Raw genomic sequence first — 14,339 nt, 5'->3', positions numbered from 1 at the left:
CAGCGTCCGGGTCCATTTATGCGGAAGCTCATACCCGCCCCTTGAGTTTATGCCGACCTCGTCCTATCTTTTCATCACAAATCGGATTCGAAAGTCGAGGAAGCTATGGCCGACCAGTACAAGATGTACCTCGGGGGAGAATGGGTGGACAGTGCCAGGGAAATACGGGTGGAGTCGCCGTACGACGATTCGCTGTTGGGCTTGGTGGCGGCTGCTTCGCGAGAGTCGTTTGCGGCTGCCATCGATAGGGCACAGAGTGCCTTTGAACGAACGCGCGAGCTCCCGGCTTACGTCCGGGAGCGGGTATGCCGCGCCATAGCCAATGGTCTTGAGCAGGACGCCGGGAAGTTCGCGCGCACCATGTCGCTTGAGCTGGGGAAGGCGATCAAAGACTCACGGGCGGAAGTGAATCGCGCCATTGGGGTATTCCGAACGTCAGCGGAGGAAGCGAAGCGGATAGGCGGGGAGCTTATCGACCTTGACTGGAATGTCGGCAGCGAAGGGAGAATGGGACTGGTCCGACGTTTCCCTCGCGGCGTGATAGGCGCTATTACACCGTTCAATTTCCCCCTCAATCTGGTGTCGCACAAAATTGGACCGGCGATCGCTTCCGGCAATAGTATCGTGCTCAAGCCTGCTTCGAAGACGCCCATCATTGCGCTTATGCTGGCGGAGTTGATAGATGCCACCGAATATCCAAAAGGAGCCATTTCGATCCTGCCCGCCGGCGCTGCCGAGGCATCACCGCTTCTGGAGGATGATCGAGTGAAGTTGATCACGTTCACTGGTTCGGCTGACGTAGGCTGGTGGATCAAAGCTCATTGCGGGGCCAAACCGGTCGTGCTCGAACTGGGCGGAAATGCCGGAGTGGTAGTGGCGGATGATGCCGATCTTGAGTATGCCATTACTCGCCTTCTCTTTGGTACGTTTGGTGTCGCCGGTCAGTCCTGCATATCGGTTCAGCGAATATATGTGCACGATTCCATCTATGACCGGTTCATTCATATGTTCGTCGATCGGGTGAAAAAACTCAAGGTCGGAAATCCGCTCGACGACGAGACCGATATCGGCGCGTTGGTCGACACCACGGCAGTCGAAAACACGCTGGCATCGATCAGAGAGGCAGTATTGGGAGGTGCGAGACTCCTTGTCGGCGGAAACGCCCGTGGGCGGCTTATGGAGCCAACCCTGCTGACTGATACCAAGACATCAATGGCCGTCTGTTCGAAGGAGATATTTGCTCCGGTAGGCATAATCGAGAAGTACTACACTTTCGAAGAAGCTGTGGCAGCAATCAATAATTCCGAGTACGGTCTGCAGGCGGGTCTGTTCACGAATCGAATGAAAGATATCATGTACGCTTTCAGGCGTATCGAGTGCGGCGGCGTAGTCATCAATGATGTCCCCACGTATCGCGTTGACCAGATGCCGTATGGCGGGATGAAGCGTTCCGGCATGGGGCGTGAAGGGGTTCGCTACGCGATCGAGGATATGACGGAGCCGAAGCTGCTGGTTATGAATCCAAGGTGAGCACGTGAATATCGGGACTCGCTTGGCGGGTCCTCTGGTTCATTGTCACAGACGCCAAGAAAAGGAGTCACGGATGAAAGCAAACGTGGGAGGCGCCGACCGAGTGGTGAGAATCATCGCCGGGCTGGCTATACTTACAGTTGGAGTGGTGCTGAAGTCATGGTGGGGGCTGGTGGGTATACTGCCATTGATCTCGGCGATAGGTGGTTTCTGTCCGCTCTATACACTGATCGGGATCAACACAGGAACTGCAAAGAAGCAGGCGTAACACTTCCCCATCGTCGTATGCCGGTATCGACAAACGCCTGTGGCATTGCATCAAAGATTACCGTTTAATTTGCCGGTTGTGTCATAGCCCTATTTTGTCTATTTTCCACCGGACACAGTGTTCGGGTTAACCGCCGTTCGATGGGAGACTGATGAGTCATGCAATTCGGAGCACATGAATCGATCGAGGGGGGCGTGTTTAATGCCATTTTGCGCGGCCGAACCGCCACGTGTGACACGATCCAAATGTTCAACAAATCAAACAACCAGTGGCGCGCCAAGAAGCTCTCGACTGAGGAAGTCGGCAAATTTTTCGCAACGATCGAAGAAACGGGAATCTCGGTTGCCTGCTCTCATTCCAGCTATCTGATCAATCTGGCCTCGGCGGATGCGGCGCTCAATGAGAAATCGTATCTGTCATTCAAGGAAGAAATGGATCGATGCAATCTGCTCAAGATTCCGAGTTTAGTCATCCACCCCGGCTCGCATCTGGGACTGGGTGAGCAGGCAGGAATGGACCGGATCTGCGCGAATTTGAATCGCGTGCTCAGTGAGATCAAAGACAATGCGGTCACAATCTGTTTGGAGACGACCGCCGGTCAGGGCTCCAACCTTGGCTACACATTCGAACAGATCGCCTATATGATCGACAAAGTCGAGAACAAGGCGCTGATGGGTGTCTGCATGGACACCTGCCATATTTTCGCGGCCGGATATCCGATCACCGATCCGAAGGATTATAAGAAGACAATCAAGTCGTTCGATGACGTGATCGGGCTCGACAAGCTCAAGGTGATCCACGTCAATGACAGTAAGAAAGGGCTCGGCTCGCGTGTGGACAGACACGAGCATATTGGAAAAGGGGAGATAGGACTGGAGGGGTTCCGCAATCTGGTCAACGACAAGAAGCTGGCGAAAATTCCCAAAGTCCTCGAGACACCCAAAGAGGACGACCTCAAAGAAGATATTGAAAATCTGAAGGTCCTGCGCGGGCTGGTCAAGTAGCCGGTTCGCCCATTCAGAATCTCATCGACAGAGTCAGTCCCACTCCATGCCGGTTTGCTGGATACAGATTAAACTTGTACTGATCTAACGGTACTTCCCGCCACCGGTCGTTCCGAATAAACGTTCCGATCAGTCCGCCGGTGAGTGTCCCGCCACCGACGAACATGACGCCAAAAGCGACAGTCATCGCATCTTCAAATTCCTCCCAACCATTCGGATCATTGTCAGTGTCGGTGACCACAAGAATGCCGAATGTCGCCAATCCGATCCCTCCGCCGATCAAAGCTCCCTTGAGTGTGTTGCCGTGTCGTCCCTCAAAGCGTTCGATCTTTGTGATCGATGCTGTCGGGACAAGCTGAAGGTCCAGATTTGGGCGGCAATCCTCGAGACGCAGGGTGTTGTCGTTGAATGACGCCACCAGGCCATCGATTCTCTGAGATGAAAATGCTGGAGCCGTCACCCGCACGCGATGATTCAGCAGATCACGCGAGTCTTCGGCTGATGAGACAGTAGGGGTAATGAACAGTACTGAGACAACAAGCGCACTGAGAGTCCGAAAGAATGTTCTTCGTGCAGACATGCGGGGCCTTTCTCTTATCATGGATATCGAAGTCAAGGAAGTCGCTTCGTAATGTCTGGTCAACTGAAAGTCGTTCCCCAGCCAATCTTTTCGCCCCTTTGACGCCTATGGCATTTCCGTGGCAGCTCAACGCGGAGTCAGTCGAACGACAGCGAAACTACCAATCCCGCCCTTTCTTCCCACAGGCGCATGCCGACCTGAATTGTTGGTGTTGAGACCTGTCTCCATTCGTCTGTCTTGATGAACGAGCCGATCAACCCCCCTACTGCTGTCACACCGCCCAACACAATCATGCCGTTGCCTTTGGAGAGTGTACCCAAGCCGGCTTTGTCACTGCTGGCTTTGCCAATCAGAAACTCCGCAAACAACGTGGCCCCGAAGCCCAGTGCGGCTCCAGCAGCAGCGTGTCCTCGGCGCCCAAGACTAACCTCCATTTTCTCTATGGAGCTGTAAGGAACTGACAGAAGAGTGTCCGAGTTGGTCAGTACTTTGACCACCATTCCCTTCACCCCCAGTCCTGCTATCTCGCCGGTTATTCTCGCAGGACCATATGCCGGCGCGGTCAAACGTACTCGCTGGCCGGCTTGTATTCGCATGGCGTCGTCTGCTCTTGCCGTAGGGCCTTCGCCCAATACAACCACCACAAAAAGAAGAGAAACGAATACGAATTCAATCCGCCAGGGCAATGGGGGCTGCCTCCCGGTCATATCATGGAGTTCTGTATCACCATACCAATAAGCGGTCCGGCAGTCAAGTCGAATCGGTACCCACATACTCCTTGCCATCACACGACTGGTGACATACTATGAACCGGTATGAGATTAGGCATGATTGGCAAGCCGCAAAGTGGCAAGACGACTATTTTCAACGCTGCTGCCGGCACTCAGGAGACGGTTGGGGATTTCTCACAAGCGGTCCACCGGGCTGTCATCAAGGTCCCGGACAACCGGGTCGAACAGTTGGCCGAACTGGTGAATCCAAAGAAGATCACCCATGCGGAGATCGAGTTTCTGGATGCCCCCGGCTTTTCCGGTGAAGGGGAAAAGTCTGCCGGATTGGAGATCCACCCAGACCTTCGCAAACAGGACGCATTCATGCTGGTAGTGAACGCGTTCGCGCCGGATGCCAACCCCGAAAGTGATATCAGGAATCTCATCGATGAGATGATCTTGCTGGACCAGGCGATGATCGAGAGTAATATTGAGAAGAAGGCGCGGCGCATTAACCTGACATCCGACAAATACGAGCAGCGGGAGCTCGATATTCTCAAACGGTGTCTGGTACAGGTGGAGCAGGAGAAACCGCTGATCGATCTCGACCTGACCGACGAAGAAGCACGGCCAATTCGCGGCTACATGTTCCTGTCTCAGAAGCCGCTCTTGATAGTCGTGAATATCGGTGAGGACGACTTGGCCAAAGCAGGTGAGATTAGCGCGCGATTTCAGAAGTTCGCAGCACCGGGCAAGCGAGATGTTACGGTAGTCTGCGGGAAAATCGAGGCAGAATTGGTCATGCTGGAACCGGCGGAAAGGACGCAGTTTCTGAAGGAACTCGGGATCGAACGCCCTGCCATGGAACAGGTGATCCAGAAATCGTACGGCATGCTGGGACTCATCTCGTTCCTGACGGCCGGCGAGCCGGAAGTTCGGGCGTGGACCATCAGGTCCGGTACGCACGCCCAGCAGGCGGCCGGGGTGATCCACAGTGATATCGAGCGGGGTTTCATACGCGCCGAAGTGATAAAGTACCACGACTATATCCAGTACAAGACACCGGCGGCGCTCAAGGCGGCCGGGAAATTCCATCTTGAGGGCAAGGAGTATGTTGTCCAGGACGGCGATGTTATCCTGTTCCGGTTCAATGTCTAACCGACATCGTCGGCAGACCCGGCGAACCGAACCGCTCCCATGAATGTTCAATTTTTGAACGAATCGACCGATTCATTATAGGATGGAATGAAAGAACGAGCCGTTATTGAGGAAACGATGACCACGGTAATAGAAAAAAAGGGGACCGAGTCCCCGTCCGATACGCACGCTATCCCGATCCTGCCGCTCCGCGGGACGATTGTATATCCATTCCTGGTTGTCCCCCTGATGATTCAGCAGGTGGATCAGACCAAGCTGGTGGATGAGGCGCTCATGCGCGGCTCGCGCATCGGATTGTTTCTGCAGAAGGATGCCAAGAAAGAGAATCCGGGACCGGATGACCTGTATCTGGTCGGGACGGCCGGAAACATTCTTAAGATGCTGCGATTCCCCGATGGTACGGTCCGCTTTCTTATCCAGGGCCTGAGCCGCATTCGCATCAAGCGGTTCGTGGCAACGACGCCATATCTGACCGCTGATATTGAGGAGCTTTCCGAGACCGTGCACGAAACGGTGAAGCTGGAAGCGCTGCAGAGGAATCTGCTCGAACGGGTGAAAACGCTCGTTGATCTGGCGCCGTATCTGACTGAGGAGTTCCATGTTACGGCTATCAATCAGGACACGCCATCCAAGCTGACCGATTTCGTTGCTTCCAGTCTGAACATGTCGATCGAGCAGAAGCAGGAGATACTGGAAGAGCTCGATGTTCACAAGCGGATGCACATGTTGTATCAGGCGATCAACCGGGAGATCGAGGTACTGGAGTTGTCGCAGAAGATTCAGGCGCAGGCGGCCAGTGAACTGGGCAAATCTCAGCGCGATTATATCCTCCGCGAGCAACTCAAGGCAATCAAACGGGAGCTCGGGGATGGGGATGACAAAGGGGAGATCGAGGAGTTTGAGAAGAAGATCAAAGCGGCCGGCATGCCGGAAGTGGCAGAGCAAGCCGCCTATAAGGAACTGGATCGCCTGTCACACATGACGCCGTCATCGGCCGAGTACACGGTCTCTCGCACCTATCTTGACTGGCTGGTGACGCTCCCGTGGAAGAAATCCACCAAGGATATTCTGGATATCAAGAAGGCACAGAAGATCCTCGACGAAGACCATTACGATCTGGAGAAGGTCAAAGAGCGGATACTGGAGCATCTGTCGGTCCGCAAATTGAAATCCGATATCAAGGGGCCGATCCTCTGTTTTGTCGGGCCTCCCGGCGTCGGCAAGACTTCACTTGGCAAGTCGATAGCGCGCGCGATGGGACGCGAGTTTGCGCGGGTGTCGCTGGGCGGCATGCGGGATGAAGCGGAGATTCGGGGACATCGCCGCACGTATATCGGCTCCATGCCGGGGCGTATCATCCAGAGTATCAAGCGGTGCGGTTCGAACAACCCGATCATCATGCTCGACGAGGTCGACAAACTTGGCAGCGATTTCAGAGGGGATCCGGCCTCGGCGCTTCTGGAGGTGCTCGACCCGGAACAGAACGATACCTTCACCGATCATTATCTCGATCTGCCGTTCGATCTGTCCAGGGTGATGTTTATCACCACGGCGAACTGGCTGGAGCCGATCCCGCCGGTGCTTCTGGACAGAATGGAAGTGATTTCAATCCCGGGTTACACGGACCTGGAAAAACTCTCGATTGCCCGAAAATATCTTGTTCCCAAACAGCTTGAAAACCATGGGCTGAGCAAGGCCATACTGACTATCGATGACAGCGCGGTGAAGCTCCTGATCGACGGCTACACGCGCGAAGCAGGACTTCGCAATCTCGAGCGCGAGGTCGCCAGTGTCGTCCGGAAAATTGCCCGGAAAGTTGCATCGGGTTCAAAGCGGAAGATGATTGTGAACGCCAAGGAGGTTTCGCGGCTGCTGGGGCCGAAGCGATTCACCCGCGAGGTGCTGAAGCGCCAGGGGCGCGCCGGAGTGGTGCCGGGACTGGCGTACACATCGGTGGGAGGGGAGGTCCTTTTTGTCGAGGCAACCGTCATGCCGGGGAAGAATTCGCTCACGCTTACGGGTCACCTGGGTAACGTCATGAAGGAATCAGCACAGGCGGCACTGTCGTTTGTGCGCTCCAATGCGGCCGACCTGAAAATAGATCAGAAACTTTTCGATGGTCGGGATGTGCACATTCATGTGCCGTCGGGGGCAACGCCCAAGGACGGCCCGTCGGCCGGGATCACAATCGCCGTTGCCTTGGCATCCATGTTCACTGGGCAACCGGTAAAATCCTGTCTGGCGATGACCGGCGAGATCACACTGCGCGGTGAACTGCTGCCGATCGGCGGTCTCAAGGAGAAGCTGCTGGGTGCCGTTCGAGCCGGAGTAAAAACGGTGATACTGCCGGAAGACAACCGGAAGGACACGTCGGACATTCCGTCGGAAATCAAAGATAATGTGCAGATGAAGTTTTTCTCAGACGTGCTGTCAGCTATCCGGTTCGCGCTCGATGCATCGGCGAAAAGGGGCAGGTCGGGGGGCCAACTGTCGAAGGTGCGCTGCCAGGGCTGACATATGAAGCTGGTCACATCGGCCGAGATGCGCGCGATTGACCGCGAAACAATTGACCGTTGCGGTATCTCCGGACCTGAGCTGATGGAGAATGCCGGAAACGGGATCGCCGAGTTTATTCTCAATCTTCTTATCGACAAACCCAAGCAGACCAGCTGTGCCGTAATATGCGGTAAGGGGAACAACGGTGGTGATGGGTTCGTGGTGGCCCGTCGGCTATCAAAATCTGGTGTAAATGTATCAGTCTATTTCATGGGACCGGTGGACAAGCTGTCACCTGATGCCCGGCTCAACCACGATCGGCTCAAAGAGTGCAAAATCAAACCGAACCCGGTGACCTCTATTGATGACCTCCCCGAAGAATTGGAATGCGACTATGTTATCGACGCCGTTTTGGGAACCGGATTCGCCGGCGTGCCTGAAGGGCTCGCCGCTGAACTGATCGAGTACATAAACGGGCAAGAGACAGAGATAATTTCAATCGATCTGCCTTCCGGCCTCAATGCTGATACCGGCCAGTATGAAGGGGCGGTGGTAATTGCTAATCACACGTTCACACTGGCCCTTCCCAAGTACGGTCTGTACGTCACGCCCGGGCGCGAGACAGCTGGCTTTGTAGTGGTGGTGCCGATCGGAATTCCCGACACCGCCATCGAGAAGTTCAATCTGCGCACGGAATTGACCATGCCCTGGGATTTAGCAGGCCTGCTGCCCGAACGAAAGCCGGATGGTCACAAGGGGGATTTCGGCAAACTGTTGTTAGTAGCCGGCTCCACCGGTCTGACCGGTGCGGCAGCGCTGGCGTCACGAAGCGCCATTCGTTCCGGATGTGGGCTGGTTAAGCTCGCTTGCCCGGCAACAACACAACCGGTGCTCGCCATCAAACTGACCGAGGCCACCACCATTCCGCTTCCGGATGTCGGCAAGAAAGGGGCGCTGGCGCTCCGCTCGCTTGGCGAAATCAGAAAATTGGCCGCGGAACACGACGCGCTGGTGATCGGCCCCGGTCTGGGGCTGCATCACGAAACCCTTGAGTTGGTGCGTCGGCTCGTAGCATCACTGGACAAACCGGCCGTTCTCGATGCCGACGGTGTCACGGCTTTCACCAACAACGCCGACTTAATTAAGAATCGCCCGCATGACGCCGGACTCGTCCTGACCCCGCATCCGGGTGAGTTCGCACGTTTGACCGGCAAAGTGGTACCGGTGGACATTCACGAGCGGATCGCTCTGGCCAGAGAAACGGCTCACGACTTGAATGTCGTGTTGGTGTTGAAAGGGAGCCCGACTCTTGTGGCATCGCCGGACCTTCGCTGCTGGTTGAACCCAACCGGCAATTCCGGTATGGCAACAGGAGGCTCGGGCGATGTGTTGTCCGGTGTGATTGGTTCGTTTCTTGCTCAGGGGATGTCGGCGCTTCATGCCGCTATCTGCGGCGTGTATGTGCACGGCACGGCCGGGGATATTGCCGCCGATCTGTTCACGCAGCGCGGTATGATCGCCGGAGATATCGTGGAGTGCCTGCCGAAAGCGTTTGAACGCGTATAATAAACGCGTCCTTATGTCATTCGCGCATGAGAACTTGCCCGACGCCGACGTACCCGGTGGTGCGCTCCTCGGCTCTCGAGATTGTCACTCCAATTACCCAGAGTTTCTTCACCGGATTACCAAAAGCTATTTGGAACGCCCCGGACGCCACCGTGTAGCCGTCGATCTCATCGTCGATTGAGCTTACTTTCATGAGTCCAATCGACGGCAACAGAAAGGTGGTGCGAGAAAGCACTATCCTTTTGTATCCCCAGACACCAAGAGTGGCGAGCTGGATATCGAACTGTCGCTTGGACCAATACTCGTCGACTGAGAATACGTCGACCTCAGCCCTGCCGGTCAATGCCAGAGTAAACGGAACCTCAGTATCCTCTTTCACCACCAGTACATTGGCGCCTACACCGAGTACTTTCACAGAGACATTGTCGCCGGTGATGTAGCCGATGTTCATGCCAAGGTCGAATTTTCCTTTCGAGGAAAACCCGGCATTCACGGACGGACCGCGCAAGTCTTCGTTGAAGCCATAGCCACCGAAAATGCCTATGCCGTCGGAACCGTCGTAGATGAATTCTGATTGCGCGCGCGCCGTCATGTTCGATGCAACCATTGATGCGAATACCAGACAGGCAGTGGTGAAACGTGGTGTCATGCGGACTCCTCCTCAGTCGGAATGCGGCTTTCTTGCGCACAATATATCGTGGACGGCGCCATCCTTCAAGCGGAATCTTTCGTGCTGTCCGATACTCGCAGGGCGTGAACCGGCGCGACTCCCCGTTGTTTAAGGGAAAGTGGAATTAAACAGTCCAGATTTGGTTGCATAACGAGAAGGACAAGGCATGGATACCGATCGTCGTGATTTCATGAAAGTGGCCGGAGGGGCGTTGGCGAGCGGGGCAGTGGTGATGTCGTCGCTGAACGCGATCGCCCAGTCACCTGGCCAGGGTGGTGGTGGGCAGTCAGCCGGCACGGCCACGACTGCAGGCGAACTCACCAAACACGAACTGCCGAAACTGCCGTACCCCTACAACGCACTCGAGCCGCACATCGACGCCCAGACTATGGAACTGCACCATGACAAGCATCATAAGGCGTATGTGGATGGGCTCAATGCGGCCGAATTGGAGTTGGCCAAGGCTCGCGCGTCCGGTAATTTCGCGCTGATACAGCATTGGTCCCGTCAACTGGCATTTAACTACGGCGGGCATTATCTCCATTCGATGTTCTGGAATGTGATGTCCCCCTCAGGAGGCAGTGAGCCGTCCGGCCCACTCGCTGAGAAGATCACCCGCGATTTCGGCAGCTTGGAACTGTTCAAGAAGCAGTTTTCTGAGGCAGCTATCAAAGTTGAAGGGGGCGGCTGGGCTCTCCTGCATTACCGGCCCGCTGATGACCGTCTGGTGATCACCCAGGTTGAGAACCAGCAGAAGATGGCGCATTGGGGCGCATCAGTGCTGTTGGGGATCGATGTCTGGGAGCACGCGTACTACCTGAAATATCAGAACCGTCGTGCCGAGTATGTGACCGGCTGGTGGAACGTGGTGAATTGGAGCGAGGTCTCAAAAAACCTGGCGACCGGCATGAGGGCCGAATGAACATGATAGCGAGGAGAAATCGATGATCACACTCCGGAGAAGCGCCGAGCGCGGCCACGCTGATTACGGGTGGCTCGATACGCACTATACTTTCTCGTTCAATACCTACCACGATCCCGGGCACATGGGGTTTCGCGATCTTCGAGTCATCAACGAAGATCGAGTCGCCGGTGGAAAGGGGTTTCCACCGCACCCGCACAACGACATGGAGATCATTACGTACATTCTGGCCGGCGCTCTCGAGCACAAGGACAGCTCAGGGGGTGGCGGTGTCATTCGACGAGGCGATGTGCAGTATATGTGCGCCGGAACCGGTGTCATGCACAGTGAGTTCAATCATTCCCGCACGGAGCAAGTTCATCTGCTTCAGATCTGGATACTGCCGGAACGTGCGGGACTGAAGCCGAGATATGATCAGAAAAGTTTCCCGGACGCGGAAAAACTGAACCGACTGCGCGTCATTGCTTCTTCGAACGAGACAGACGGAGCGCTTACACTTCATCAGAACGTCGCGCTGTATGCGTCGATTCTGGAACCGCAGCATCATGTGCGGCATGAACTCGCCAAGGACCGGCACGCCTGGCTGCAACTGGTGACCGGGGAATTGGCCCTGAACGGACAGAAACTGACCGACGGCGACGGTGCGGCGGTGAGCGGCGAGCTGAGCCTTGAGATCACCGCTTCACGGCAAGCCGAGTTTCTGCTGTTCGATCTGGCGTAAGTCTGCGTCAGCGCAAATAGTTGACTTCACTGGTCCGCCGGGGTACATTTGCCCGCATGTCGAAAGATATTTCCGGCAAAAAGATGACATACGCGGAAGCGGGGGTTGATGTCCGCGCCAATGACGAGGCGGTAGCGCGCATAAAGAGCCTGGCTCGTCAGACATTCGGGCCGCAGGTCCTCTCCGAAATCGGCTCGTTCGGCGGCTTCTACCGACCGGATTTCTCTGGCTTGAAAAGCCCGGTGCTGGTCTCATCGACCGATAGTGTGGGTACGAAGGTGAAACTGGCGTTTATGACCGGTCGGCACAACACAATCGGCGAAGATCTGGTCAATCACTGTGTCAACGACATCCTGGTCCATGGGGCACGGCCGTTATTTTTTCTCGATTACATCGGGATTCACAAGCTCGAACCGGCAGTAGTGGCGGAAATGGTGTCGGGTCTCGCCCACGCCTGCCGTTCAGTCGGTATGGCATTGATAGGTGGGGAGACAGCGGAGATGCCGGACCTCTATTATCCTGGCGAGTATGATCTGGCCGGTTGTATCGTGGGGGTAGTCGAAGAGTCGAAGATCATCAACGGCAGCACGATCGTTGAGGGGGACATCTGCATAGGGCTCCCTTCGACCGGTCTCCATACAAACGGCTATACGCTGGCGCGAAAAGTCGTCTTTGAGAAGGCAGGACTTCAACCGGATGCTGTCGTGCCCGAACTAAACGGGACAATAGCCGATGCACTGATGGCGGTGCACCGTTGCTATGCGCCGCTCGTCTTCGGGCTGCTCGAAAAGTACACCGTTCACGGGATGGCGCATATCACCGGGGGCGGCATACCGGGGAACCTCAATCGGATTTTACCCAAACATCTCGACGCCGAGATCGGCAAAGGAACCTGGCCAATTCTGCCGATATTCGAATATCTCGAAACGGCAGGGAATCTGGATCGACTGGATATGTACTCGGCCTTCAACATGGGGATTGGTTATATCCTGGTCGTGCCGGAGAAGCAGGCAGGTGAGATTCTGCGTCATCTTGCCGACTCCGGTGAGAAGGCGTATCGGATCGGCCGGATCGTCGGTGGTCGAGGCGTGGTCAGTCTGGTATAACGACAATGCTGGTGGTTCTGGTCATTCTGGACGGCTTCGGGTTGCGAGAAGCAACCCCGGACAACGCCGTCGCCGCGGCCGACAAGCCTACCTACAATTATCTCATGCGCTCATTTCCGCACACCAAGATTGATGGTTCCGGGCCGGCGGTGGGGCTACCTGACGGCCAGATGGGGAACAGCGAGGTGGGGCATCTCAACCTTGGGGCGGGGCGGGTTGTGTATCAGGACGTGAGCCGGATCGACAAATCGATTGTGGACGGCGAATTCTTCGAAAACGAAGTGTTCAATGCGGCCATGGAGCGTGTCGCCGAGGAAGGGAAAGCCGTGCATCTGTTCGGACTGGTCTCAGACGGCGGCGTGCACTCCTCATTGAAGCACTTGTACGCGCTGGCCGAGCTGGCGAAACAAAGGAAAGTCCAGCGGCTGTATTTGCACGCGTTTATGGATGGACGCGATACACCGCCCACCTCCGGGCAGCGATACATGAACGAAGTCATGGCCAAGTTTAAGGATCTGGGACTGGGACAGGTTTCCACTGTGTGCGGCAGGTATTATGGCATGGACCGCGATCGCCGGTGGGAACGGACCGACAAGGCGTATCGGGCGATTGTCTACGGTGAAGGGCAGCGGTTCAGGGACCCGGTGGGGGCGATTCAGGCATCATACATCAACAAGGTCACCGACGAATTCATCCTTCCGTGCGTTGTCGACCTGGGTTCTCCGGAGACGGGACGACTGGCCGACCGCGACGTGGCGATCATGTTCAATTTCCGGGCCGACCGCGCGCGCCAGCTGTCGTACATGCTGCTCGGGCATGATATCGTGGGGTACATCCACCCGGAACACCCGCGCATCGAACTCATCACGATGACCAATTTCGACACCAAGATGTTCGAGGCCAAGATCGCCTTCCATCCCACTCGACTCAAGAACATCCTCGGCGAGCTCCTGTCCCGGGCCGGGAGGCGTCAACTGCGGACGGCCGAGACGGAGAAATATGCGCACGTGACGTTCTTCTTTAATGGTGGCGTAGAAGAACCATTCCGGGGCGAGGAGCGCGATATGATCGCGTCGCCCAAAGTGGCCACCTACGATTTGCAGCCGGAGATGTCGAGTGTGGAATTGACCGACAACGTAATAAAGCGGATCAGGTCCGGCGTGTTCGATTTCGTACTTATCAATTACGCCAACTGTGACATGGTGGGACATACCGGCAGCTTTCAGGCGGCAAAAGCGGCGGTGGAAGCGGTGGACCGGGGATTGGGGCGATTGGTCGAAGCCGTAAAGAACGAGGGAGGGATCGCGCTGGTGACGGCCGATCACGGCAATGCCGAGATGATGATCGATCCGGCTACCGGCGGGCCGTGGACCGCACACACGACGAATCTCGTGCCGTTCATCGTGTATGATCCCAGCGGGCAACTGGGGCATCGACCGGTCGGAGATGGCGGCGTGCTGATGCCGTTCGACGCCACCAAGGCGCGGACGACGTTTACGTTGCGGGATGGCGGCGTGCTGGCCGATGTGGCGCCGACCGTGCTCGATATCATGGGCCTGGAGCAGCCGAAAGAGATGACGGGGAAATCCCTGATCGTACGAGGGTGAT

12 protein-coding genes and 1 pseudogene are annotated in these 14,339 nt (G+C 56.1%); 10 read left to right on the top strand and 3 right to left on the bottom strand.

Annotated features, from left to right (window positions below):
• Positions 1 to 105 precede the first annotated feature (105 nt).
• The 3 genes from AB1644_09520 to AB1644_09510 all read left to right on the top strand — a co-directional run bounded on the left by AB1644_09520 (position 106) and on the right by AB1644_09510 (position 2,802).
• On the top strand, positions 106 to 1,530 hold the full coding sequence (locus tag AB1644_09520) for an aldehyde dehydrogenase family protein (GenBank protein MEW6051281.1): 1,425 nt from the start codon (positions 106 to 108) through the stop codon (positions 1,528 to 1,530).
• Positions 1,531 to 1,603: 73 nt separating this feature from the next.
• Positions 1,604 to 1,798 (top strand): DUF2892 domain-containing protein, encoded by a 195-nt coding sequence (locus AB1644_09515; GenBank protein MEW6051280.1) that lies wholly within the window; start codon positions 1,604 to 1,606, stop codon positions 1,796 to 1,798.
• A gap of 158 nt (positions 1,799 to 1,956) precedes the next feature.
• Positions 1,957 to 2,802, top strand: a complete 846-nt coding sequence (locus AB1644_09510; protein ID MEW6051279.1) for a deoxyribonuclease IV — start codon at positions 1,957 to 1,959, stop codon at positions 2,800 to 2,802.
• A gap of 13 nt (positions 2,803 to 2,815) precedes the next feature.
• On the opposite strand, the gene AB1644_09505 is transcribed toward AB1644_09510, so the two are convergent.
• Together AB1644_09505 and AB1644_09500 are read right to left on the bottom strand one after the other, a co-directional pair.
• Positions 2,816 to 3,382: a hypothetical protein gene (locus AB1644_09505; GenBank protein MEW6051278.1), complete on the bottom strand. Its 567-nt coding sequence runs from the start codon at positions 3,380 to 3,382 to the stop codon at positions 2,816 to 2,818.
• A gap of 137 nt (positions 3,383 to 3,519) precedes the next feature.
• Positions 3,520 to 3,978 carry a hypothetical protein gene (locus tag AB1644_09500; protein MEW6051277.1) on the bottom strand — a complete coding sequence of 153 codons (459 nt, stop codon included), beginning with the start codon at positions 3,976 to 3,978 and terminating at the stop codon, positions 3,520 to 3,522.
• Between the two features lie 231 nt (positions 3,979 to 4,209).
• Between AB1644_09500 and AB1644_09495 the strand changes: the two genes are divergently transcribed.
• The 3 genes from AB1644_09495 to AB1644_09485 all read left to right on the top strand — a co-directional run bounded on the left by AB1644_09495 (position 4,210) and on the right by AB1644_09485 (position 9,312).
• The gene (locus AB1644_09495) at positions 4,210 to 5,250 is read left to right on the top strand and encodes a DUF933 domain-containing protein (protein MEW6051276.1); all 1,041 of its coding nucleotides are present in this window, start codon (positions 4,210 to 4,212) and stop codon (positions 5,248 to 5,250) included.
• An 87-nt stretch (positions 5,251 to 5,337) separates the two neighbouring features.
• A complete protein-coding gene (gene lon / locus AB1644_09490) occupies positions 5,338 to 7,764 on the top strand; it encodes an endopeptidase La (GenBank protein ID MEW6051275.1) in 2,427 nt (808 codons plus the stop codon).
• Between the two features lie 3 nt (positions 7,765 to 7,767).
• Positions 7,768 to 9,312, top strand: a complete 1,545-nt coding sequence (locus tag AB1644_09485; GenBank protein MEW6051274.1) for an NAD(P)H-hydrate dehydratase — start codon at positions 7,768 to 7,770, stop codon at positions 9,310 to 9,312.
• A gap of 16 nt (positions 9,313 to 9,328) precedes the next feature.
• On the opposite strand, the gene AB1644_09480 is transcribed toward AB1644_09485, so the two are convergent.
• Positions 9,329 to 9,961, bottom strand: coding sequence for a hypothetical protein (locus AB1644_09480; protein MEW6051273.1), 633 nt, complete (start codon positions 9,959 to 9,961; stop codon positions 9,329 to 9,331).
• A 346-nt stretch (positions 9,962 to 10,307) separates the two neighbouring features.
• On the opposite strand from AB1644_09480, the pseudogene AB1644_09475 reads away from it, so the two are divergent.
• The 4 genes and pseudogenes from AB1644_09475 to gpmI all read left to right on the top strand — a co-directional run bounded on the left by AB1644_09475 (position 10,308) and on the right by gpmI (position 14,338).
• Positions 10,308 to 10,904, top strand: a pseudogene (locus AB1644_09475) (superoxide dismutase).
• A 22-nt stretch (positions 10,905 to 10,926) separates the two neighbouring features.
• Positions 10,927 to 11,625 (top strand): pirin family protein, encoded by a 699-nt coding sequence (locus tag AB1644_09470; protein MEW6051272.1) that lies wholly within the window; start codon positions 10,927 to 10,929, stop codon positions 11,623 to 11,625.
• A gap of 56 nt (positions 11,626 to 11,681) precedes the next feature.
• Positions 11,682 to 12,731 carry a phosphoribosylformylglycinamidine cyclo-ligase gene (purM, locus tag AB1644_09465; protein ID MEW6051271.1) on the top strand — a complete coding sequence of 350 codons (1,050 nt, stop codon included), beginning with the start codon at positions 11,682 to 11,684 and terminating at the stop codon, positions 12,729 to 12,731.
• A gap of 5 nt (positions 12,732 to 12,736) precedes the next feature.
• A complete protein-coding gene (gene gpmI, locus AB1644_09460; protein MEW6051270.1) occupies positions 12,737 to 14,338 on the top strand; it encodes a 2,3-bisphosphoglycerate-independent phosphoglycerate mutase in 1,602 nt (533 codons plus the stop codon).
• Position 14,339 lies beyond the last annotated feature (1 nt).

This window comes from Candidatus Zixiibacteriota bacterium, from assembly GCA_040753875.1.
Classification (GTDB): Bacteria; Zixibacteria; MSB-5A5; order GN15; family FEB-12; genus DATKJY01.
Note: the sequence above shows the minus strand (reverse complement) of the source record. Positions and strands in the feature narration are given on the sequence as shown.